This window comes from Nonomuraea sp. NPDC049709 (assembly GCF_040674815.1).
GTDB lineage: Bacteria > Actinomycetota > Actinomycetes > Streptosporangiales > Streptosporangiaceae > Nonomuraea.
On the sequence record NZ_JBFANM010000013.1, the window covers coordinates 158,831 to 179,430 of the forward strand.

A 20,600-nucleotide genomic window follows, 5' to 3' on the forward strand; every position below is an offset into this window, starting at 1 on the left:
ACTGGAGAAGTCAGCCCAGCGCGGCCGCCTTGCGCAGCAGCACTGAGCGTTCGCGCTGGTTGGCGCACAGCCGGGCCGCCAGCTCCAGCTCGGCACGCGCTTCCGGTCGCCGTCCGAGCCGGGCCAGCAGCTCACCGCGTACGGTCGGAACCAGATGCGACCCGGGGAGCCGGTCCGTGGCGATCAGCTCGTCCACGATGGCCAGGGCCTGCACCGGGCCCGAGGCCATGGCCACGGCGACGGCCCGGTTGAGCTCGACCACCGGCGAGGGTGCGACCCGGCCGAGCGCCTCGTAGAGCAGCACGATCCGGTCCCAGTCGGTCGCCTCGACCGAGGGCGCCGACGCGTGGGTGGCGGCGATCGCGGCCTGCAGGCCGTAGGGGCCGAGGCCGCGGGTCGACGCCTTGGCCAGCGCGGCCAGCCCACGGTGGATCGCCGAGAAGTCCCACCGCCGCCGGTCCTGCTCGTCGAGCAGGACCGGCGAACCGTCCGGGCCGGTCCGTGCCGGGAAACGCGCGGCCGTCAGCTCGCACAACGCGAGCAGGCCGTGCACCTCCGGCTCGTCCGGCTGCAGCGCGGCCAGGGTGCGGGCCAGCCGGATCGCCTCGTACGCGACGTCGGGGCGCAGCAGCCGGTCGCCCGACGTGGCCGTCGACCCCTCGGTGAAGATCACGTAGAGGACGCTGAGCACGCCGCCCAGCCGCTCCCGGCGCTCGGCGGCCGGCGGCAGCTCGAACGGCACCCCGGCCGCCGCGATCGTCTTCTTGCCCCGGGTGATGCGGGCCTGCACGGTCGGCACGGGCACGAGGAACGCGCGGGCGATCTCCTCGCTGGACAGGCCGCCGACCACGCGCAGGGTCAGCGCCACCCGGGCCTCGGGGGAGAGCACCGGGTGGCAGCTGATGAACATCAGCGCCAGCACGTCGTCGTCGATCTTGTCGGGATCGATCTCCTCGTCGACCCCCGAGTCGACCGCTGAGTCGACCGTCGAGTCGACCGCCAGCAGGGCGTATCGGTCCTGGAGGGCGGTCCGGCGGCGGATCGCGTCGATCGCCCGCCGCCGGGCCGTGGCCATCAGCCAGCCGGCCGGATTCGCCGGAGAGGCGAGCGGCCACGACACCAGCGCCTCGGCCACCGCCTCCTGGGCCGCGTCCTCGGCCAGCCCGAAATCGCCGGTGAACCGGGTCAGCGCGGCGACGATCCGCGCCGACTCGATCCGCCAGACGGCCTCGACATCGGCCGTACCCATCAGATCCGGCCGTCGCTTTCGCGCCCGGCCCAGCCCTTGACGATCACTTGTCGACCTGCGGGACCTCGTCGCTCCCGGGCACCCGCCGGACCTCGATCTTGGCCCCGGAGGCCGCAGGGACCCGCTTGGCCCACTCCACCGCCTCCTGCTTCGAGGCGACCTCGAGCAGGAAGAAGCCCCCGAACAGTTCCTTGGTCTCGCCGTACGGCCCGTCCGTGACCACCGGGGTCTCGCCGCTGAAGTCGACCACGACGCCCTGGCCCGGATCGTCCAGCCCTTCCGCCGCGAGGAGAACGCCGGCCTTGACCATGTCCTCGATGAGCTGGCGGGTCGTGGCCATCATCTCGTCGATGTCGGCCATCATGGCCGCGTTCGACTCGTCGGTGCCCCGCATGATCAGCAGGTATTTCGGCATCGTGTCCTCCTCGTCCGGCGGGGCCGCCTCTCGGCCCTCGCACCCACATGTCGAACGAGCGGCCCGCGGATCGACACGGCCCCGGAGAAATCTCCCGCCGCGGCGCGGCCGACCCGCGTTTCGCCCGTCGGAGCGGCCCTTGGAGCGGTGGCGGCGATCAGCGAGCTTATCGTCGCATCTTCGGAAGGCGGCGGCGCTCTCACACAGATCTGGGACAAGCATTCGGGACGCGCCGGTGGCAGCCTGACCCGGGTGACTCGAAGCCGGGTGTGACCGCGCAGGTCCCGGCGGCACGATCAGGGATCGGCCGCGCCAGGCCACGTAGCCGCCGTGGCGCAGCTCGCGGCCGGGGTCGAGCAGGTGGCGACCGGTCGAGCGGCGGCCGTCGGCCAAGACCACCAGGTCGGCGCTCACCGGGTCGGCGCGGTGTGGACGAGGTGCCACGCGCGGCCGGTGAGGGAGGCGCCGACGACGGCGATGGAGGGCTGGTCGCGGAGGGCGCACCCGGCGGAGTTGCCGGGGCTCGGCTGGGTCGGTCCCTTCAGGCGTTGCCGCTCCAGGACAGCATCCTTGGGGATTTCTGTACTCAATAGGGGTTTTGTCCTGCTCGGCTGGCCGATAGAAACCGGCCCATGGCCATGCCTTCCGACCAGCGTAAACACGCCCGAACCCGGCTGCGGACCCCGATCGAGCCCATGCTGGCGGCGAGTGTGGACAGCTTCCCTCCGGGGCGGCCGGGCACATGGGCGTTCGAGCCCAAGCTGGACGGATTCCGCGCGCTGACCAGCACCCGCCGGTACGAGACCTACGTTCGCTGGACCGTGTACAGCACGGCGACGGCACCGATCGTCTCTCCCGTCGGCGGGGTGCTCGCCACCGGCTGGGCTGTCACGGGAGAGGATCTCACGCGGCTCGCCGTCGCCTTCAGGCGCCCGCCGGTGCGCTGTAGTCGGTGACGGCATATACCTGCAGGAGCCTCTCGACTCCGCGCAGGAAGGTCTCGCAGATCAGCGCCGGGTCGAACAGGCAGCCGGCGGCCATGGCGCCGTCGCGCATCATCACGAAGTGGCGGGCGGCGGGCTCGGCGCCGGTCTCCTGGATCTTGGCCAGCAGTTCGGTGACGGTGTCCAGGAACCATTGGCGGTGGGCGAGCACGGTCCTGTGCACCGGAGACTCGGGGTCGGGATACTCGGCGGCGGCGTTGAGGAAGGCGCATCCCCGGAAGCCGGGGGACTGGATGCCCTGGGCGATGGACCTGCTGAGGGCCTGGATGGTGTCGGCGGCCGGTAGTCCGGCGGCGACGGCCTCGTCCGCCTGCCCCCGCATGGCCCGGTCGACCTCGTTCAGGTAGGCGAGGACAAGGTCTTCCTTGCCGGGGAAGTGCCGGTAGAGGGTGGCCCGCGTCACCTTTGCTTCGGCGACGATGCGATCGATGCCGACGGCGTGGATGCCCTCCGCGTAGAAGAGCCGGGTGGCCGTGTTGAGCAGCCGGGACCGCGCTTCGGACGGCCGGCCTTCGGTTTGGCTGGGCATACGGCCATCGTAGCTGATAGAACGTTCGGTCTTGACAGGGTGCACCGCAGGTCGCCATGCTGTGCCGAGATAGAACGTTCGGTCTGGCGAGGAGGTCCGGCAGCGCCACCGGCACGAGTGTGGCGGCGGCCTGGCAGGCCGTCCCGTCCTGGTGCCCGGTCAGCAGGCGGGACCGCCGGGGTTCGGATCCGCGTCGTCGACCACGACCTGGGCGCCGTCGCCGGATCCGCCCTGCACGCCGACGGCTACCGGGGGCACGCCCGCATGGTCGTCGACGAGGACCGGAAAGTGCTCGTCGGCTTCACGCTCGCCGGCCCGGACGTCGCAGAACTGCTGCACGCCGCGACGATCGCGGTCGTCGGCGAGATTCCGCTGGACCGGCTGTGGCACGCGGTTCCGTCGTTCCCCACGGTCAGCGAGGTGTGGCTGCGGCTGCTGGAGGCGTACGGCCGCTGACAACCGGGCCGCGTGCCGTTCCTGTCGCGGCTGCTCGGCCGAATCCGCATGATCACGCCGATCCGTCAGGTTGGACACCGGCGTTGATGTCCCACGTCACAAGATCAGTGACCGGGCCCATTTACTCGTGACACCGCGCAGCGCACACATCGCGGCACGACACACGAGCCCGTTCCCGCCGGACGGCTCGTACTTTCCATCATGGAAAGTACGAGCTAGGCTTTCCATCATGGAAAGCAGCTCTGAGTCCCCGGGCCTCCGTGATGGAGCCTCTGCGCGGGCGGCCCTGGCAGCGGTCTCCTCGACGCGTGCCCGGGTGGCCGACAGCATCACCAGCCCCTGGTGGTACCACGTCGGCCTCGGCCTCTCGCTCGCCTTCGCCCTGGCCTCCATGAGCCTGCGCTTCGCCTCCTACGGCGTGCCCGGCGCGATGCTTGCGATCTTCCTGCTCAGCTGGGTGCTCAAGCGCTCGACCGGGGTCGCGCTCGACCGCTACAGCGCCACCCCCGGAGCCCGCCGGGTGAGCACGATCTACACGCTGGCCGACCTCACCCTGGTCCTCGCGGCGGCGGTGCTGGAGTGGGGCTTCGGTGTCGTCGGCGCTCTCGCGGCGGCCGGCGTGCTGGTCGGCGTCCTCACCGTCGTCATGGGCCATCGCGTCGACGAAGCGGTACGGCGGGACCTGCGAGCGGGCCATGACCACACCGCTGTTTGACGAGATCATCCACGCCCCCAACCGGCTCCAGATCTGCGCGATGCTCGCCGCCGTAGAATCCGCCGAGTTCGCGACGATCCGCGACACCCTCGATATCAGCGACTCGGTGCTGAGCAAGCATCTCAAAGTCCTGCAGACGGCCGGTTACGTCGCCGCCCAGAAAACCTCCGGCAAAGCACCCCGGAGCACCTGGCTCAGCCTCACCGGACGAGGCAGGAAGGCCCTGGCCGGTCACCTCGCCGAGTTGCGCCGCATCGCCGACCTGGCCGACCTGGGCACCGATCGCTGAACCTGGCCGCGACCTGCCGGCAGCTTTCACATTTCGTGGATGAGCGTGATCCACGGACGAACCGTTCAGGCAGGTCACGCCGGGCAACCCCCATGAGGTTCGGAGGGTGCGAGGCCGCCGCCCACGCCGGGGACGCCCACGCCAGCCACATCGTCGATGCGCTCGCCGAGGACTTCCATTGCCTGCCGGCCCGAGAAAACCAGTGGACGGTCCGGGGCGGCTGCACCAGCATGGGCGGTGATGTACCGAGCGTAGACGTACCCCGATCACTGACTGTGATGGTCCCCGGAGCCGCCGGCCCGGTGTCGCGACCATCACCCCGTTCAGGCTGCTCGCTATCGGCGGCGCCCCCTGCCTGGTGGCTTGCTGCGCGCTGTCCGCCCATTCCAGCTGTGATCGAGGTACAGGCGTCGAGGACGCCGAGAAATGGATTTTTTATGAAACTCCACGAGTACGCGAGGTACGACGCCGTCGGAATCCGGAATCTGATCAGGGCCGGCGAGGTCACCGCCGACGAGGTCGAGACCGTTGCCCGGCAGGCTCTGGCCGTGGCGAACGCGCAGGTGAACGGCCTGGCGCTGCCGGTGTTCGCGCCCGCGCTCGACCACGCGGCGGACGGGCCGTTCGCCGGGGTCCCGTTCCTCATCAAGGACCACGGGCCGGTGGCCGAGGGAGTGCCGTTCACCCTCGGCAGCCGCGCTCTGCCGGGCGTCGTCGCCCAGCACGACACCGATCTCATGGCCCGATTCCGTGCCGCCGGACTGGTCACCTTGGGCCTGACCACCGTGCCGGAGCTGTGCGCCAGCTTCTCCACCGAATCGGTCAGATACGGGCCGACCCGCAACCCGTGGGCCCTGGACCGGGGCGTGGGCGGGTCGAGCGGCGGCGCCGCCGCGCTGGTCGCCGCCGGTGCCGTGCCCGTCGCCCATGGCAGCGATGGGCAGGGCTCCATCCGGATTCCGGCCTCCTGCTGCGGGTTGGTCGGGCTCAAGCCGACCCGGGGCCGGGTCACGTGCGGGCCCGACGCGGGGGAGGCGCTGCTCGGCATGGCGTACGAGTTCGTGCTGACGCGCACCGTCCGCGACGCCGCCAGCCTGCTGGACGCCGTGCAGGGACCGGGAATCGGCGACAAGTACACCGCGCCGCCCCCACGCCGCCCGTACGCGGACGAGATCGGCGCCGACCCGGGCCGGCTGCGGGTGGCGGTGACCACCCAGCCCTGGTCGGGCACGCCGGTCGACGGCCAGGTCGCCGCCGCGGCGATCCTGACCGGCCAGGTGCTGGAGCAGGCGGGGCACAGCGTCTCCGAGTCCGGCCCGCACGTCGATGGGGAGGCCGTCTTGCTGGCCGGGATGGCCGAGGGGGTCGCCTTGGCATCCCTGCTCCTGCTGGCCCCCCGGCAGCCCGACCCGGCCATGATGGAGGCCGTCTCCCGGCAGTTCCTCCAGCTCGCCAGGGAGTGCAGCGCACTGGACATGCTGGCCGCGCTCAACGCGCAGAACCGGGTGACCCGATCGGTGAGCGCGTTCCTCACCGAGTACGACCTGCTCATCACGCCGACGATGGGCCGCCTGCCGGCGCCGCACGGCACCCTGCGCTACGACGACCCCGGCCACACCATGAGCACCTGGTGGGCGGCGCTGACCGACTATGGGCCGTTCACCGGGCTGTTCAACATCACCGGCCACCCGGCGATCAGTCTGCCGCTCGGTCACAGCGACGAAGGGCTGCCGATCGGCGTGCAGCTCATCGCCGCCCACGGCCGTGAGGACCTGCTGTTCCAGATCGCCGCCTACCTGGAACAGGCCATGCCATGGAAGGACCGGACGCCCCCGGTCTTCGTTGGCAACGCCTGACAACAGGCATGTACCGACCGCCGCCGGGCCCCTTGCCGAACGTCCCATGGCGGGGCCTGGCGGCAGCGGTACGACAAGTACAAGGTGTGGAAGACCACCACGTACGGAGGCTGGACGAGCTGGGCTCAGGAGAACCATGATCGATGGCCGGCCGGCACGGGACGACGAACAGGTGTGCACCGGGAGCGAACGACACGCACCGCAACGGGTGATCTTGTAAGATCCGCTGACGCGCCAGAAGACGAGGAGTTGACTGCGATGCTGCACCTAGGAACGGCACTGGCCCTGACAGCCATGCTCGCCGCAACACCCGTGCAACCACCGGTAGGCAAGCTGCCCGGTACGACGGCCAAGATCGTGGCCAAGATGAGCGGCCGCCCCGTCCAGCTGAGCTTCTATTCCTACTTCGCGGAGCGTGACCCCGGCTCGGGCCAGCGGGCCTGGGATCCGGCCAGGCGCGCGTTCGTCGAGATCGACGGCCAGGCCACCGTTTCGCCCGACGAGCGCCGGCAAGCCGTTCTCCTGCGGGATCGCCGCCAAGGGCCGCCCACGGTGCGTTTCGTCGACCGCAGGACCGGTAAGGCGACAGATGTCGTGTTGCCCGTCGAAGCCGACCCGACGCGGGAGGGCCAATACCTGAACACGATGTGGCCCACCTGGTCGCCGGACGGCCGGACCCTGCTGGTCAACGTCTTCGAGCCGGGATCCGAACCCCGGTCCGCGGGCATCGTGCTCATCGACGTACCCTCGCTCAAGCCACGCTTCGTCCGCATCGAAAAGGCCCTGATCACGGTCGGCGGCTTCCAGTGGACCCGCGACAGCAAGGGGGTCGTGGTGCGCTGGGGCAAGAACGGCGAGTCCTCCATCCGCCAGTACGACCTCGAGGGCGCGGTGAAGCGCACCTGGAAGGTACGCGGCCGCCCCGCCAGCCACGGGCTCGGCACGTTCTCCCCGTCGGGCCGCCGCTTCCTCACCGCGTGCCACTCCCTGGAGTCGTCGGCCTGCGTGTGGGACACCGCCACCGGCAAGGCCGTCACCCGGATCAAGGTGGCCCACCGGTTCCCCGTATTCGGCTGGTACGACGAGAAGCACCTGCTCCTGCCCGTCCGCGACGGCTTCGGCGTCGTCGATCTCAAGGGCAAGGTCGTGGAGACCCTGGTCAAGGTCGATGACAAGGCGAACTTCTACCCCCGCTTCGACGCCCGCGGCAAGCACTGATTCCTCGCCGGGGGTTAGCAATCCTCCGGTGTTGGCGGGTGTTCCCGGGCCGGCTGGGAACACCGTCGTACCGCGATGGTCAGGCCGGAGTGACGTAGAGGAAGTCGCTGCCTGCGTCACTCGTCGGTGACTGCTCCGCGGCGCGGTCGCGGCCGGCGCCCAGACCCGCGACGGCGAGCGGCGCCTGTCCGGAACACCGGCTCCATCTCCATGTTCACCGTGGGGCGACGCCCGGAAGGTCCGGGCCGGAGAGGTGATCATGCGCGCGGTACAGTTCGACCGGTTCGGTCCTCTGGAGGTGCTCGGCACCGAATCGCGCCCGAGCCGCACGCAGGTCCGGGCGAGGTACGGATCGCGGTCCGCGCTGCCGGAGTGTCGCCGGTCGACCTCGCGTTGCGGGCCGGTGACTCACCCTCGCGCGACGGCCTCGCCCTGCCGCACATCCCCGGGGTGGACACGGCCGGAGTGATCGACGAGGTCGGTGCGGGCGTCAAGGGCTTCGGTCGGTGACGAGGTGTTCGGGGCGGTCGATGCCGCCCGGCTGGGCGGGGCGAGCGCGCAGTTCGCCGTCCTGGCGTTCTGGGCGGCGAAGCCGGCCGCCCTGTCCTGGCAGGAAGCGGGCGCCGCGGCGACGGGCATCGAGACGGCGACCCGGGCCCTGGACCTGCTCGGCATGACCGCGGCGAAGGACACGACGCTGCTGATCGACGGCGCGACGGGCGGCGTCGGAAGCATCGCCGTGCAACTGGCGGTGGCGCGAGGGGCCCGCGTGCTCGGGACCGGCCGCCCCAGCAGCCACGACTTCCTCGCCGATCTCGGCGCGACTCCGGTCACCTACGGGTCTGGTCTGGCCGAACGGGTCCGCGCGCTCGGCATCCCACGAATCGACCACGCGCTCGACGTCGCCGGGGCAGGCTCGCTCGACGACCTCATCGCCCTCGCCGGCGGAGCGGAGCCGGTGGTCACGCTCTCGGACTTCACGGGTCCCGACCGCGGAGTGCGCCTCTCGCTCGGCCGGTACGGCGGCCAGCCGGACGGGTGCCACGGGCTCGCGCTCGCCGCGGACCTCGCCGTACGGGGGCTGTTCCGGGTCCCGGTTCAAGCGGTTTTCCCCGCCGGCCGGGCGGCGGAGGCGCACGCGGCCGCGGCGGCGGGCCCGCAACCGCCGTCACGCGAAGATCCGGACCGCCAGCGAGATGGCCCGACCGCAGGTGCCTCGAGGGTCAGGTCCTGAGAAGATCATCACGCTCTGACCTGTGAGAAGAGACCAGGAGCCCAAAGCTGGCGATGGGCGCGCGGTCAGGGGGTGCCGGTAGTGTGCACGCGCGTGAGTTGTAGGGTGTCCGTTCCGACGTCCTGTGGCGCCTTAATACGACAAGTTTGCTGTCTATCGAAAAGGTTCACATGTCCTCGCAACCTTCATTTTCCGCCTCGGTCTTCGATCTGAGCCTTGGTCACGAACCAGCAGCCATGCTGGACGCTGCGTCGTGGGCACTGGCCGCCATGGTCGCCACCTTGCGCGATGCGGGCACGGCACCACTCAGCGAGGTGCTGATGGCCAATCCGCAGCGCACTGCCGTGCTCGAGGCGGTCGGGCTGGTCCGTAGGGGCGACACTGGGCTGGTTGCGCACCCGTCATTGGTGTACGCCGATGGGGCGGCGGCCGGCAGCGCGATGGCAGCGCGTCTGAGCTCGCTGCGTCAGGCACTCTCCGCCGCAGCAGACGACGCGTCCGACAGCGCCTGGTCCCAGCAAGACGATGAGGTTCTGCTCAGCCAGGGACGGGCGTCCGCCGCGACCGGCCGAGCGCTTGCTACCAGGGTCGTTCCGCAATTGCCTGGGCTGTCCGAATGCTTGGATCGCGAAGGCAGCCGCATCCTGGATGTCGGTACTGGCGTGGCGGCACTGGCCCTCGCTGTCGCCCGCGAATTCCCCCGTGCCGAAGTCGTGGGCATCGACATGCTGGAGCGAGTGCTCGATCTGGGCCGCAGGGAACTGGCTCGGGCCGAACCGGACGCTGCAGGCAGGGTGTCCCTGCTCTGTCTGGATGTCACGGAGTTGACGGAGGAGGCAGCGTATGACCTCACCTGGCTTCCCGCACCCTTCCTGTCGGAAGCGGCACTGAACGTGGCCGTGCCCCGCCTGGTCGAGGCTCTCCGGCCAGGCGGCTGGATCGTGGTGGGCACCAATCCCGCAGCTGCCGACCCCTTGCGGCAAGCCGTCGCCGGCTGGACCGCCGTACGCAATGGAGGCAACTCGTACAACACGGATCACATTGCGGAGATGCTCGATGCCTCCGGGCTGGCAGAGGTACGGCGTTTCCCCACGGTCCAGGGCGGTCCGGTCCTCGTCGCAGCCCGCCGTAGCCGCCCCTGACCGTCCGATCCACGCCACGATCCCGGCTGCCGCATCGTGTGGGAGCGGAGCAGGCGGGCAGGGTGCGCCGACGTGGGGGACACGGCCCTGACCAACACCGCCCCGACGCCTCCATAGGCCTCGCCACCTGCGACGCAGCGACTTACGGCCCCTGCCTACGCTTGGAGGGCACAGTGATCGCATGAGCGACTCGCCTGCCCCCGGCGTCACTGCCGCGCGGTTGGAAGACGCGTCCACCGGGTGGGTGCCCGTGCAGACGGTGACCGGGGCAAGAGCACTCCCCAGGGGGCAGAGTCCCTGGTCTGTCCCACCTGCCAGGGAGCGATTCGCGCTTCTGCGCGATGTGGTAACCGGCTGAGCGGCCCAACCGATTCGGCCCCGAATGGCCGTTGATCGTTCGGGGCCGAATCCATGGCATTCGAGGGACGAGCGACCTGCGCGGTCCCCTACTTGGTGACCTGATCCCGATAGTCGCCCGTCAGCGGCTCCTGGCCGGTCAGCGCGATCTCACCGCTCTCGAACCGCTGACCCGTCACCTGGTAGCCCGCCCTGGCCGCGCCGGGGTCCGCGGCGTCGTAGTCGACCGTGAAGGCCCATTCGCAGGTGAAGAACTTGTGGAACTTGGTCGGCGCGACCTCCACGACGACGTGGGTGACGAAGGTGTCCCTGATGGTGATGCCGCGCAGCTTCGGCCCCTTGGCCCAAACCTTCGGAAGACCCCATCGCGGTGCGTCGTTGGGCGCCACGGCCGTCGGGGCGCCTGGGACGATCGGCGCGCACACGCCCTTGTACCAGGGCCGCTTGCTGGTGTCCAAGGCGTTGGTGAACCTGTTGCCGACCGTCACGCCGTCGTACGTGGCGACCCGGTCGCTCGAGGCGAACTGCAGGATGCCCAGCTTGGACGCGCCCTTGAAGTCCGCCTCCGTCCGCAGTCCGGCGGCCACCTCGAACAGCCCCATACCAACCTCGATCACGTCCGTCTGATACCGGTAGTCGCCCAGTAAGCCGGCCACGTTCGCCCGCTCCTCGAAGACCGGCTGCCGGACGAGGACGAGCGGCGTGGCCAGGACCAGCGCCTGCCCCGCCACCGCGTCCTTGTGATCGAGCGAGAGCCCGCCGCTCATGCACCCCTGCAGGAACGCCGCGATCTCGAACGACTCCTCGCCGATGTTCGCGACATAGGCGTCGAGCTTCTCCTTCCACCAGTCTCCCAGTTCCCGGATCTCCGCGGCCTCCGCCAGCGCCTTGCGGATCTCCCGCATCGCGGCCGCGAGCGGAAAGTCGGACGCCGAGACGGCGTTCAGCAGCGCCACCACGAACTGCTCGTCCGCCCCCAGCCCCGAAACGTCCACGAGCTTCTGCAACTGCTCGACCGTCTGCTTATCGGGTGCCGCCTCGTAACGCTTGACGTACTCGACCGCTGAAAACATCGTCTCCCCCTGCCGCCGCAACCGCCTACGCGGTTGTCCGGGCGTGCAGAGAGAGCCTTCGCCGCCCCTGATACAGCTCACTTTGAACACGCACTCGAAAGTCGGTGGATCATTGTTGCGCCCTGGCGGGAGCCTCCGGACCGCCCAGGAGGCCCTCGTCTCGCCGGGGGGCGTCGGCCGGCTCGGCGAGACGGTCGGCCTTCTGGGGCAAGCACCACGGCCGGGAACCACGGCTTGGGCCAGGGCGACGGTTCAGGCGGCGGCTTCCGGCACCCGGTAGGACCGATGGCGCTCCGGGCAAGGCGGGGTGAGCCGTCGGAGGTGGGCCTCGTCGTCCCGCTTCCATGCCGCCTACCGGCCGGGCCCGGACGCCGCGCCCTTGCGCCGCGCAGCAGCACGACCACTGAACCGCTCGCCGCGATCGAGGTCGCCAGGGGTGATCGGAAAGTTCTGCCCGGCTCTCCCCTTCCCTCTGTGCCGCGGAGCCGCACTCCCGGCGAGAACGGCCCGCCGTTCACCGAACCCCGGTGCGAAGGTGACTCCGTTCTCTTAGGGCGATGGAATACGTGGTCCGGCAGAAGGGCTTGACCTCAAGTTTGCTTGAGGTCGGATCTTTGATCCATGACGACTTCAACGATCAAGGCCGGAAGACGTGAATGGACCGGCTTGGCCGTATTGGCGCTGCCCGCGCTGCTCGCGTCCTTGGAACTCACGGTCACCAACCTGGCGGTCCCCGCCATCGGGAAGGATCTTGGGGCGAGCAGCACCCAGTTGCTGTGGATCGTCGACATTTACGCCTTCCTGCTGTCCGGTTCGCTCATCACCATGGGGGCCTGGGGCGATCGGATCGGCCGCCGCCGGCTGCTGCTGATCGGAGCGGCGGCGTACGGTCTGGTCTCGGTGCTGGCCGCATACGCGCCCGACGCGGGGAGCCTGATCGTGGCCAGGGCGTTGATGGGGATGGCGGGGGCGACGCTGATGCCGTCCACGCTCTCGCTGGCCACGTCCATGTTCACCGACGCCAGGCAGCGGACGGTGGCCATCGGGGTTATCGTCGCCAGCGTCTCGGGCGGCACGGCGATCGGGCCGCTGGTGGGCGGCTGGCTGCTGGACCGCTTCTGGTGGGGCTCGGCGTTCCTGCTGGCCGTACCGGTGATGGTCGTGCTGCTGGCGCTGGGGCCGTGGCTGCTGCCCGAGCACCGCGACGTGGGCGCGGGGCGGCTCGACCTGGTCAGTGCGTTGCTGTCGTTGGTGGCGGTGCTGCCGGTCGTCTACGGGCTCAAGCAGATCGCGGCCGACGGCCTGACTGCACAGTCCGTCGCGGCGATCGTGGTGGGGTCGGCGTTGGCCTGGGTGTTCGTACGCAGGCAGCGCGGACTGGCCGATCCCTTCGTCGACCTGAGGCTGTTCGGCGACCGGACGTTCAGCGTCGCGGCGGCCACCCTGGCGCTCGGCATCTTCGTGTTGTGGGGCTCGAACTACGCGATCGCTCAATACCTCCAGCTCGTGCACGGCATGTCGCCGCTGGAGGCCGGCCTGTGGACGGCTCCGCCCGCGGTGGGCGTCATCGTCGGCTCGACGCTGGCTCCCCGGGTGGCCCGCCTGGTGCGCCCGCCGCTGGTGATCGGGGTCGGCCTGGGCGTGTCCGCCGTGGGGTACGTGGTGCTCACGCAGACCGGCGGGCTGTCCGTACTGATCACGGGAGCCGTCGTGGTCTCGGCCGGGCTGGGGCCGATGATGGCGCTGGCCACGGACATGGTCGTGGGCTCCGCGCCCGCAGAGCGAGCCGGAGCGGCTGCGGCCATCTCCTCGGCCGCGCCCCAGCTCGGCGGCGCACTCGGCATCGCGCTGCTCGGCAGTGTGATCACCGCGACCTACCGGGCAGAACTGTCCACCGCAGTCGTTCCCGACGACGGCGCCCGCGACAGCCTCAGCGCTGCGGTGGCGCTGGCGCAGCGCCTGCCCACGGAACCCGCGGTGGAGCTGCTCGGCACCGCCCGCGCCGCGTTCGTCGACGGGTTCCACGTGGCGGCGTGCGTCAGCGCTGTGCTCATGGCCGTGATCGCGCTGCTGGTTGTGACCCTGCTCAGAAGGCGCTGACCCCATCGACGAGCCGCACAGCGGTGGCTTGTGACGCGGTTGGCCATGCTGGAGGGCGTGGCCGGCGGGCAGGATCAGGAGAGAGACCAGGGTTCAGGCCGGGGAGGCTCGCGCGAGCAGGGAGTCTCGGCGAGGGCGTTCGAGGCCTGAGGCGACGGACGGCGTCCTCGACGAAAGGGCCTCGACCGACGGCCGGACGTCGAAGAGCCGGGGTCGGGGCAAGTCGCGGGTGGGCCGGCCGCGAGCAAGATCAACCGGTTGGGCCTGCGGCGGGGGTTCTTACCGACACCCAGGTGGGCGACTGTTCGTCCACCGAGACGAACGCGTCGGTCTCCGCGGCAACAAGCACGCACTAATTCGACCATTCGGTCATTCGGTGTGGAATCATCCGGCAAGATGATCAACTGTTGGTCCCGGATGGCGGGAGACGGTTGAGAAGGGCTGGCTGAATGCGCAAGTCAACGACGACGATGCTCCTTGCCGCGGCACTGTCGATCGGAGGGGTCATGGTCAATCCTGCGTACGCGGCCGCCTCCGCCGTCACCCCGGAGCGGGTGTGCGGTTCCGGCTTCGCTCGGGTCGCCCACAGCAAGCAGGCCGTGAAGACGCCCTCCAAACGTGTCCTCGGTTACGTCTATCTGCTGTACAACCGCAGGACCGGCTACAACTGCGTCACCACGATCAAGACCTCGAATGTCGGCATCCCCACCTTCACCATGGCCACGATCACGACGCAGACGCAGGGGGCCAACTCACGCGCGAGCGGCGAGAATGAGGGTCGGAGCGTCAAGCACTACCTGGGACCAGTGAAGACCTACGGCAAGGGCCGGTGCGTCAGCTACATGGGGACGATTCGGGATGACGGACGCGATGCCGCCGTCGGCAAATCGCGCTGGAAGTCCTGGGGCAACTGCGGCTGAGCCGGGTTCGGCGCCCGGCCTGGCAGACCGGAAATCGTGTGACGGTCAGTCGCATGAAGTGCGTCGAGGCACGTCAGGCCGGATGCCGGCCCGGCCTACCCCGTCGGTGCGTGCGAGAGCCGCGATCGAGTTGCCCTGGTCCTGGAACTCCGCCCGCTAGAAGGTGTAGCGGGTGTGGCTGAACACCTGGCTGTCGTGCCCGAAGCCGTACGCCGTGCCGGGTGCCACCGCAAACAGCAGGTCGTTGCCCTTGCGGATGCTGTCGCCGAAGCCGTAGAAGGTCCCCTCCGGCGAGGTGATGTGGTCTCCGTACTGCGCCTCGAACGCGGCGATGACCTCGTCCTGCCGCGCCGGATCCGTCACCCGCTCCGCCGTGCCCTCGATCACGATGTCGAGGCCTTGGGAGAGCGAGTTGTGCCCTGTGGTGAGTGCGCAGTGGGCATTACCGGCCAGGTTCTTCGCCTTCTGCTCGCCCGGCCCGGTGCTGAAGTGCAGCGCCCCGTCGTGCCAGGCGGCGATCAGTGGCGTGACGTGCAGCCGGCCGTCCGGCCGGACCGTGGTGATCCAGAAGACCTCGGCGGCCCGTAGCCGGCGTTCGGCCTCGGCCCAGTCGGTGGCGGTGACGTTCTCCGCGCCCGGGCGCGGGTTCAGCGCGGAGCTGTAGCGGGCGTCGAGCTCGGTCTTGGGCTGCTTCGGCGTCATGCGGAACTCCCTTCCCCTTATAACCACGAAGGCACGCGTCCCGGCGCTCAGGTCCGGTCCGGGCGCCCGCGATCTCGTCGGGTTCTCGATCCCCGGCGGGAGACGACGTCCACGGGCTTCGTACCGGGCCCGCGGCGCGCCGCCTCAGCGTCACGTCCCCCCGCTGGGGCTTCCCATGCGCCGATCCTCGGGGTCGGCGACGCGTACGACGAGCCCGAGCCCTTCAAGGCCAGCACAAGGATCCGAGGCTGTCGGTCGTCCCGTGAGGCGTGTCGGTGATCTTCTCTTGGAAACGGTCATTTGTGAGAGCCGGGACTCACCGACCAGCTAGACACGGGATCGCGGATGAGCTGTTCGTCCGGCGCTCGTGAACGCGGTCCCCCTGGCGGACGCCGCTTCTACGGGAGAAGCCCGTTCACGAGGGCGCGCACGCCCTTGGCGTAGGTGTCGCGGGCGGTCAGCTCCTCCCATCGCCCGGCCACCTTGCTCAGCTGGGGGAACTCTTCGGCGTCCAGCTCGGCGAACACCCGTTCCCGGTGGGTGCTCTCGGCCTCCTCCCTCCGCCTCAGCGCCGCCTACCACCGTGCAACTCCACGCGTGACCAGGTTCGGGCCGCCGCTGCGCCTTTCGGTGGGCGTTTAGGAATGGCTTGTGCGTCTATGTCGTTCTTGATGCCCTCTGTGATGGTCGACTACGAGTCCTGCCCAGGCCCGTCCTGTTCTTCCCGCCCCTCTCGGTGAGACTCGGCCGCTGACGGGAGGGCCGCGGCGATGCAGTCGAGGACGCGCTGGAGCCCGTACCGGAACTGCTCGTCGCGGCTCAGGTGCGGCTGGCGCGCCTCCATCACGATCTTGGTGAAGATCGGGTACTCCCCGCTCTTCACCAGCCGGTCGATGTACGGGTAGCTGCGCGCCATCCACTCCGACTCGCTGAGCCCGCTGCGGCGGAATTCCATGGCCGAGCTGTTCTCCTCGCGGACGGTGCCCTCGATGTAGCCGTTCAGCATGGCGATGAGGCCGAGGTTCTCGTCGATGGAGACGAAGGGGTCGAGCACTCCCATCAGCCGTTCGATCAGGCGTAGCTGGTTGGGGCCGAAGCTGGGGAGTGAGCGCTGCACGGTGGCGATCCACGGGTGCCGCAGCCACATGGCCCGCAGCCCGTCGGCGTAGCGCGTCAGATCCGCGCGCCAGTCGCCGGAGGGCATGCCCTCGACGTCGATCTCGCCCTGGAGCCGGTCGGCCATGAGCTCGACGAGGTTGTCGCGGCTCGGGACGTACCGGTAGAGGGACATCGCGCCGGCGCCGATCTCGGCGGCGATCCGCCGCATGGTGGCGGCCTCCAGGCCCTCGGCGTCGGCGATCCGGATGGCGGCCTCGGTGATCTGGGCGCGGCTGTAGGTGGGTTTCGGCCCGTAGGCCGGGCGCTCGGGGCGCATCCAGATGTTCACGTACTCGGCGTCGGTCATCGTCCCCCCTCCTGGTTGCGTACATAGTACCCGGTCCCTTAGCCTGGCCGCCATGACCGCGTACAAAGTACCCAGTGGAGGGATCGTGACGGATCCGATCGTGGTCGCCGAGGGGCTGCACAAGTCCTTCGGCGGCACCCATGCGCTGCGGGGGCTGGACCTGAGCGTTCCGAGAGGAACGGTCTGCGGCGTGCTGGGACCCAACGGCGCGGGCAAGACCACCGCGGTGCGCATCCTGGCGACCCTGTCCGATCCCGATGCCGGGCACGCCCGCATCGCCGGATACGACGTCGTCCGCGAGGCCGGCAAGGTGCGCGCCAGGATCGGGCTCGCGGGTCAGTACGCCGCCGTGGACGAGAAGCTCACCGGCCGTGGCAACCTGCGCATGTTCGGGCGCCTCTCCCACCTGCCCCGCCGCGAGGCGCACCGGCGGGCCGACGAGCTGCTGGAGCGCTTCGGCCTGACGGACGCCGCCGATCGGCAGGTCGCCGGCTACTCCGGCGGCATGCGGCGCCGGCTCGACCTGATCACCTGCCTCATCCTGCGCCCCGAGGTGCTCTTCCTGGACGAGCCGACCACCGGCCTGGACCCGCGCAGCCGCGGCGAGATCTGGGACAGCATCCGCGAGCTGGTGGCCGACGGCACCACGGTGCTGCTCACCACGCAGTACCTGGACGAGGCCGACCAGCTGGCCGACGACATCGCCGTCGTCGACCACGGGCAGGTGATCGCCACGGGCACGCCCGACGAGCTGAAGGCCACGATCGGCGACCGCCTCGACGTCACCCTGGAAGACCCCGCCGCGATGCCCGAGGCGGCCACCGTCCTGAAGACCCTGACCGGCACCGAACCCACCACGACCGACACCGACCGGCTCAGCGTCGCCCTGCCCGCCACCGGCCTCCGCCTCGCCGACATCGTGCGCGAGCTCGACCACGCCGGAGTCGCCGCCGCCGACGTGAGCCTGCGCCGCCCCACCCTCGACGAGGTGTTCCTGCGCCTCACCGACCACAAGGAGCCCGTCCGATGACCGCCCTCACCCCGCCCCTCGGCCGCCTGCGCTGGACATTCACCGACGGACTCACCCTGGTCGGCCGCGAGCTGGGCCGGCTGCGGCAGGAGCCCGGGCAGATCATCGCCGCGCTGATCTTCCCGGTCATCATGGTCGTGCTGTTCGGGTACGTCTTCGGCAGCGCGATCCAGGTGCCGGACGGCGGCGACTACCGCGAGTACCTCATGCCCGGCCTGTTCGCGATGGTGACCTTCTCCGCGTGGTTGGGGGTCATGACGCGGGTGGCCACCGACGCCTCCCGCGGCGTGATGGACCGGTTCCGCTCCATGCCGATGGCGCGCTCGGCGGTGCCGTTCGGGCAGACCGGCGCAGACCTGCTGACCGGCCTGCTGATGCTGGCCATCATGGTGGGTACGGGCCTGCTGGTGGGCTGGCAGCCGCACCGCGGCCTGATCCCCACGGCCCAGGCGTTCCTGCTGATGATCGTGCTGCGGTACGCGCTGAGCTGGGTGGGCGTCTATGTGGGCCTGGCGGTGAAGAACGACCAGGTCGCCGACGCGATGGTGCCGCTGGGCCTGCCGTTCACGATGCTGTCGAACGCGTTCGTCCCGACCGACGGCATGCCGGGCTGGCTGCGCTTCCTGGCCGACTGGAACCCGGTGAGCGCGCTCACCGCCGCCGCACGGGAGCTGTTCGGCAACCCGGGCGCCCCGTCCGGAAACGTGGCCTGGCCACTCGCGCATCCGGTGACCGCCGTCCTGCTCTGGTCGGCCGCGCTGCTGGCGATCTTCGTCCCGCTGTCGCTCCGCGCCTACATACGCAGGGGACGCTGAACGCTCCAGGCATCTGCAGACCCGAGTTGGGGGCCCCGTCCGCCGTACCAAACGTTCTCTCATCCTCTGGCTCGGACCTGGTCGTGGGCGGTCAGGGCGCGTGCCGGGCGAACGCGCTCAACAGCAGCCGCGGGGAAACCCCGGCCTGCGGACACCGCTGGGGCCGACCAGCCCTGCGGCATGACGCTCGAAAGCGAACGGTCACCGCACTAGGCTTCGGCGATGGCAAGTCCCTGGTCGTCGAGCCTGACCGCCAGGCCGAAAGTCGCGTAGACGTTGGAATCCTGGAAGACCGAGTTCCGGCTGATGCCCTCGTCGGTGACGGTGAAGATCTGGAGTGTGTGCAGGTCGTACCCGTCGCCGACGCGTCGATAGGCGGCGAATCCGGGCTGGCCGCCGTTGGCCGCGACCTCCTTGAGAGGCCAGTTCTTCCCGGCCGCCCCGAAGACCCAGTCCATGAACAGGCCAACTGCTCGAACCGACCGACCAACGGGCACGCGCGCTGCTCGACGGCTACCTCGCGGCCTTCGAGCGCTCCGACGCCGGCCTGCTGGAACAGGTGCTGCGCACGGACGCCACGCTGGAGGCGACGCCATTCCGCGACTGGCAGCCGGGCCGGGCGATGTGCATCCACACGCTCGACGCGTACGTGCTGGGCACACCGGGCGACTGGCGGATGATCGCGACCACCGCCAACGGCCAACCCGCCGCCGTCGTGTACCACCGGGACGCGGACGGAGGGCTCCGGGCCGACGGCGCCGTGGTGCTGGCCGCCACCGCCACCGGCGTCTCCCGCGTGATCAAGTTCCACGATCCCGCGCTGGTCGCGACGTTCGGCTTCCCGGACGTGTTCGCGCACTGACCCGCCAACGGGTACAGCCGAAGCCGACCACGTACACGACGCGCTCCGGCCGATTCCCGTTACTTCGCCATTCGGGGGATTCGCTCTTTACGATCGCCTCGATGGTCGCTGGATCAACGCGCGCCTCCAGCAGCAGCGACAGGCCGACGCCGCGCGCTCGAACTGATCGAGCACGCCCGCGTGGCAACTGCGTGCCGAGACGGCCGAGGCGGCGACCCAGCCGAGCACCGGGGCGGCCTGGCCCGGCGAACAGCGTCCGCCACCGACCTGCGCCTGGCCGTTCACCGCCAGGGCCCGCGCGAAGCACCCATGACGTGGGCAGGAATCAGCGCGATCAAGGCATCGTTGACGCCCAAATGGCAACCTTCGTTCTCGTTCCCGGCGGCTGGCGCGGCGGCTGGTACTTCTCCGACCTGGCCGACCGGCTCCGCGCCGCCGGACACCGGGCGCTGACCGTGACGCTCACCGGCCTCGGCGACCGCGCCCACCTGAACTCTGCGACCGTCAACCTGGATACCCACGTTGACGACGTGCTCGCCGTGCTCGCTGCTGAGGAGGTCAGCGACGCCGTGCTCGTCGGGCACAGCTACGGCGGCATGGTCATCACCGGTGCCGCCGACCGCGCCACCTCCGGCGTGGTGCGCCGCCTGGTCTACTGCGACGCCTACGTACCCGAGGACGGCCAGTCCTGCTGGGACCTGACCACAGACGTCTACCGCAGCCTGTTCCTGGACGGCGCGGCGGCGGACGGGTACGCGGTCCAGCCGCCCCCCGGCCGCGACCCGCGCGTGACCGCGCATCCGCTGGCCTCCTTCCTCCAGCGGATTCGGCTGGACGCGGCCGGCCTGCGCGACGTCAAGACCCGGGACTACGTGTACCTGTCCGGGTGGGACGGCACGCCGTTCACCGCCGTCCGCGACCGGCTGGCCGACGACGTGGCCTGGCGGGTCCACACCCTGGACAGTGGCCACGACGTCTGGAGGGACGCGCCACAGGAGTTCCTGGAGATCCTGCTACAGGGCGAATGACCACGACGCGGTGAGCGGCCGGTGCGGTGACCGCACTCTCCCAGGTGAAGTCCCACTTCGCCGCGACCCGCGCGAGCGTCTCGCCGCCCGTCAGGTGCACGGGCATCAGCGGGGCCTGCTGCCCGGGGTTCAGCGCCCGCC

At 70.2% G+C, this 20,600-nt stretch carries 22 protein-coding genes and 1 pseudogene; 14 read left to right on the forward strand and 9 right to left on the reverse strand.

Annotated features, from left to right (window positions below; all coding sequences use genetic code 11):
• Positions 1 to 10: 10 nt before the first annotated feature.
• The 3 genes from AB0J69_RS15620 to AB0J69_RS15630 form a co-directional block, all read right to left on the reverse strand.
• A complete protein-coding gene (locus AB0J69_RS15620) occupies positions 11 to 1,249 on the reverse strand; it encodes a DUF6596 domain-containing protein (protein ID WP_364117308.1) in 1,239 nt (412 codons plus the stop codon).
• Positions 1,250 to 1,292: 43 nt separating this feature from the next.
• Entirely contained in the window at positions 1,293 to 1,664 is a 372-nt protein-coding gene (locus AB0J69_RS15625; RefSeq protein WP_364117310.1) for a YciI family protein, read from the reverse strand.
• A 410-nt stretch (positions 1,665 to 2,074) separates the two neighbouring features.
• Positions 2,075 to 2,254 (reverse strand): hypothetical protein, encoded by a 180-nt coding sequence (locus tag AB0J69_RS15630; RefSeq protein WP_364117312.1) that lies wholly within the window; start codon positions 2,252 to 2,254, stop codon positions 2,075 to 2,077.
• 42 nt (positions 2,255 to 2,296) lie between these two features.
• On the opposite strand from AB0J69_RS15630, the gene AB0J69_RS15635 reads away from it, so the two are divergent.
• A complete protein-coding gene (locus tag AB0J69_RS15635) occupies positions 2,297 to 2,620 on the forward strand; it encodes a hypothetical protein (protein ID WP_364117313.1) in 324 nt (107 codons plus the stop codon).
• Here the strand turns inward: AB0J69_RS15635 and AB0J69_RS15640 are convergent.
• A complete protein-coding gene (locus tag AB0J69_RS15640; protein ID WP_364117315.1) occupies positions 2,589 to 3,197 on the reverse strand; it encodes a helix-turn-helix domain-containing protein in 609 nt (202 codons plus the stop codon). The genes AB0J69_RS15635 and AB0J69_RS15640 overlap by 32 nt on opposite strands.
• Before the next feature lie 231 nt (positions 3,198 to 3,428).
• On the opposite strand from AB0J69_RS15640, the gene AB0J69_RS15645 reads away from it, so the two are divergent.
• From AB0J69_RS15645 to AB0J69_RS15675, 7 genes and pseudogenes are all read left to right on the forward strand, one after another.
• Positions 3,429 to 3,653, forward strand: a complete 225-nt coding sequence (locus AB0J69_RS15645; RefSeq protein ID WP_364117394.1) for a hypothetical protein — start codon at positions 3,429 to 3,431, stop codon at positions 3,651 to 3,653.
• A 229-nt stretch (positions 3,654 to 3,882) separates the two neighbouring features.
• Positions 3,883 to 4,368 carry a hypothetical protein gene (locus AB0J69_RS15650; protein WP_364117316.1) on the forward strand — a complete coding sequence of 162 codons (486 nt, stop codon included), beginning with the start codon at positions 3,883 to 3,885 and terminating at the stop codon, positions 4,366 to 4,368.
• Positions 4,349 to 4,657, forward strand: coding sequence for a transcriptional regulator (locus AB0J69_RS15655; protein ID WP_364117318.1), 309 nt, complete (start codon positions 4,349 to 4,351; stop codon positions 4,655 to 4,657). Before AB0J69_RS15650 ends, AB0J69_RS15655 begins: the two co-directional genes overlap by 20 nt.
• A 437-nt stretch (positions 4,658 to 5,094) precedes the next feature.
• Complete coding sequence (locus AB0J69_RS15660; protein ID WP_364117320.1) at positions 5,095 to 6,513, forward strand: amidase; 1,419 nt, start codon at positions 5,095 to 5,097, stop codon at positions 6,511 to 6,513.
• Between the two features lie 258 nt (positions 6,514 to 6,771).
• Positions 6,772 to 7,731 (forward strand): hypothetical protein, encoded by a 960-nt coding sequence (locus AB0J69_RS15665; RefSeq protein WP_364117322.1) that lies wholly within the window; start codon positions 6,772 to 6,774, stop codon positions 7,729 to 7,731.
• A gap of 259 nt (positions 7,732 to 7,990) precedes the next feature.
• Positions 7,991 to 8,965 (forward strand): annotated as a pseudogene (locus AB0J69_RS15670) (NADP-dependent oxidoreductase).
• A gap of 146 nt (positions 8,966 to 9,111) precedes the next feature.
• Entirely contained in the window at positions 9,112 to 10,107 is a 996-nt protein-coding gene (locus AB0J69_RS15675) for a class I SAM-dependent methyltransferase (RefSeq protein ID WP_364117324.1), read from the forward strand.
• Positions 10,108 to 10,553: 446 nt separating this feature from the next.
• Here AB0J69_RS15675 and AB0J69_RS15680 read toward each other — a convergent pair whose 3' ends face one another.
• Positions 10,554 to 11,537 carry a hypothetical protein gene (locus AB0J69_RS15680; RefSeq protein ID WP_364117326.1) on the reverse strand — a complete coding sequence of 328 codons (984 nt, stop codon included), beginning with the start codon at positions 11,535 to 11,537 and terminating at the stop codon, positions 10,554 to 10,556.
• A 621-nt stretch (positions 11,538 to 12,158) separates the two neighbouring features.
• Here AB0J69_RS15680 and AB0J69_RS15685 point away from each other — a divergent pair.
• Positions 12,159 to 13,637: an MFS transporter gene (locus AB0J69_RS15685; protein WP_364117328.1), complete on the forward strand. Its 1,479-nt coding sequence runs from the start codon at positions 12,159 to 12,161 to the stop codon at positions 13,635 to 13,637.
• A 449-nt stretch (positions 13,638 to 14,086) separates the two neighbouring features.
• Positions 14,087 to 14,557: a hypothetical protein gene (locus tag AB0J69_RS15690; RefSeq protein ID WP_364117330.1), complete on the forward strand. Its 471-nt coding sequence runs from the start codon at positions 14,087 to 14,089 to the stop codon at positions 14,555 to 14,557.
• 156 nt (positions 14,558 to 14,713) lie between these two features.
• Here AB0J69_RS15690 and AB0J69_RS15695 read toward each other — a convergent pair whose 3' ends face one another.
• From AB0J69_RS15695 to AB0J69_RS15705, 3 genes are all read right to left on the reverse strand, one after another.
• Positions 14,714 to 15,259 carry a pyridoxamine 5'-phosphate oxidase family protein gene (locus AB0J69_RS15695; RefSeq protein ID WP_364117332.1) on the reverse strand — a complete coding sequence of 182 codons (546 nt, stop codon included), beginning with the start codon at positions 15,257 to 15,259 and terminating at the stop codon, positions 14,714 to 14,716.
• A gap of 398 nt (positions 15,260 to 15,657) precedes the next feature.
• A complete protein-coding gene (locus AB0J69_RS15700) occupies positions 15,658 to 15,786 on the reverse strand; it encodes a hypothetical protein (protein ID WP_364117334.1) in 129 nt (42 codons plus the stop codon).
• Positions 15,787 to 15,950: 164 nt separating this feature from the next.
• Positions 15,951 to 16,724, reverse strand: coding sequence for a TetR/AcrR family transcriptional regulator (locus AB0J69_RS15705; protein ID WP_364117336.1), 774 nt, complete (start codon positions 16,722 to 16,724; stop codon positions 15,951 to 15,953).
• 85 nt (positions 16,725 to 16,809) lie between these two features.
• On the opposite strand from AB0J69_RS15705, the gene AB0J69_RS15710 reads away from it, so the two are divergent.
• Both AB0J69_RS15710 and AB0J69_RS15715 read left to right on the forward strand, forming a co-directional pair.
• Entirely contained in the window at positions 16,810 to 17,754 is a 945-nt protein-coding gene (locus AB0J69_RS15710) for an ATP-binding cassette domain-containing protein (protein WP_364117338.1), read from the forward strand.
• Positions 17,751 to 18,569 carry an ABC transporter permease gene (locus tag AB0J69_RS15715; protein ID WP_364117340.1) on the forward strand — a complete coding sequence of 273 codons (819 nt, stop codon included), beginning with the start codon at positions 17,751 to 17,753 and terminating at the stop codon, positions 18,567 to 18,569. Before AB0J69_RS15710 ends, AB0J69_RS15715 begins: the two co-directional genes overlap by 4 nt.
• Positions 18,570 to 18,778: 209 nt before the next feature.
• On the opposite strand, the gene AB0J69_RS15720 is transcribed toward AB0J69_RS15715, so the two are convergent.
• Positions 18,779 to 19,027 (reverse strand): hypothetical protein, encoded by a 249-nt coding sequence (locus AB0J69_RS15720; RefSeq protein ID WP_364117342.1) that lies wholly within the window; start codon positions 19,025 to 19,027, stop codon positions 18,779 to 18,781.
• A 101-nt stretch (positions 19,028 to 19,128) separates the two neighbouring features.
• Between AB0J69_RS15720 and AB0J69_RS15725 the strand changes: the two genes are divergently transcribed.
• Positions 19,129 to 19,431, forward strand: coding sequence for a hypothetical protein (locus tag AB0J69_RS15725; protein ID WP_364117344.1), 303 nt, complete (start codon positions 19,129 to 19,131; stop codon positions 19,429 to 19,431).
• A gap of 356 nt (positions 19,432 to 19,787) precedes the next feature.
• A complete protein-coding gene (locus AB0J69_RS15730) occupies positions 19,788 to 20,459 on the forward strand; it encodes an alpha/beta hydrolase (RefSeq protein ID WP_364117346.1) in 672 nt (223 codons plus the stop codon).
• Positions 20,460 to 20,600: the final 141 nt, after the last annotated feature.

Coding starts and splice junctions, on each gene's coding strand:
- AB0J69_RS15655 (WP_364117318.1), top strand. CDS start 4,349: ATGACCACACCGCTGTTTGACGAGATCATCCACGCCCCCAACCGGCTC.
- AB0J69_RS15635 (WP_364117313.1), top strand. CDS start 2,297: ATGGCCATGCCTTCCGACCAGCGTAAACACGCCCGAACCCGGCTGCGG.
- AB0J69_RS15715 (WP_364117340.1), top strand. CDS start 17,751: ATGACCGCCCTCACCCCGCCCCTCGGCCGCCTGCGCTGGACATTCACC.
- AB0J69_RS15660 (WP_364117320.1), top strand. CDS start 5,095: ATGAAACTCCACGAGTACGCGAGGTACGACGCCGTCGGAATCCGGAAT.
- AB0J69_RS15705 (WP_364117336.1), bottom strand. CDS start 16,724: ATGACCGACGCCGAGTACGTGAACATCTGGATGCGCCCCGAGCGCCCG.
- AB0J69_RS15720 (WP_364117342.1), bottom strand. CDS start 19,027: ATGGACTGGGTCTTCGGGGCGGCCGGGAAGAACTGGCCTCTCAAGGAG.
- AB0J69_RS15640 (WP_364117315.1), bottom strand. CDS start 3,197: ATGCCCAGCCAAACCGAAGGCCGGCCGTCCGAAGCGCGGTCCCGGCTG.
- AB0J69_RS15695 (WP_364117332.1), bottom strand. CDS start 15,259: ATGACGCCGAAGCAGCCCAAGACCGAGCTCGACGCCCGCTACAGCTCC.
- AB0J69_RS15625 (WP_364117310.1), bottom strand. CDS start 1,664: ATGCCGAAATACCTGCTGATCATGCGGGGCACCGACGAGTCGAACGCG.
- AB0J69_RS15730 (WP_364117346.1), top strand. CDS start 19,788: ATGGCAACCTTCGTTCTCGTTCCCGGCGGCTGGCGCGGCGGCTGGTAC.
- AB0J69_RS15665 (WP_364117322.1), top strand. CDS start 6,772: ATGCTGCACCTAGGAACGGCACTGGCCCTGACAGCCATGCTCGCCGCA.
- AB0J69_RS15685 (WP_364117328.1), top strand. CDS start 12,159: ATGACGACTTCAACGATCAAGGCCGGAAGACGTGAATGGACCGGCTTG.
- AB0J69_RS15620 (WP_364117308.1), bottom strand. CDS start 1,249: ATGGGTACGGCCGATGTCGAGGCCGTCTGGCGGATCGAGTCGGCGCGG.
- AB0J69_RS15690 (WP_364117330.1), top strand. CDS start 14,087: ATGCGCAAGTCAACGACGACGATGCTCCTTGCCGCGGCACTGTCGATC.
- AB0J69_RS15680 (WP_364117326.1), bottom strand. CDS start 11,537: ATGTTTTCAGCGGTCGAGTACGTCAAGCGTTACGAGGCGGCACCCGAT.
- AB0J69_RS15650 (WP_364117316.1), top strand. CDS start 3,883: ATGGAAAGCAGCTCTGAGTCCCCGGGCCTCCGTGATGGAGCCTCTGCG.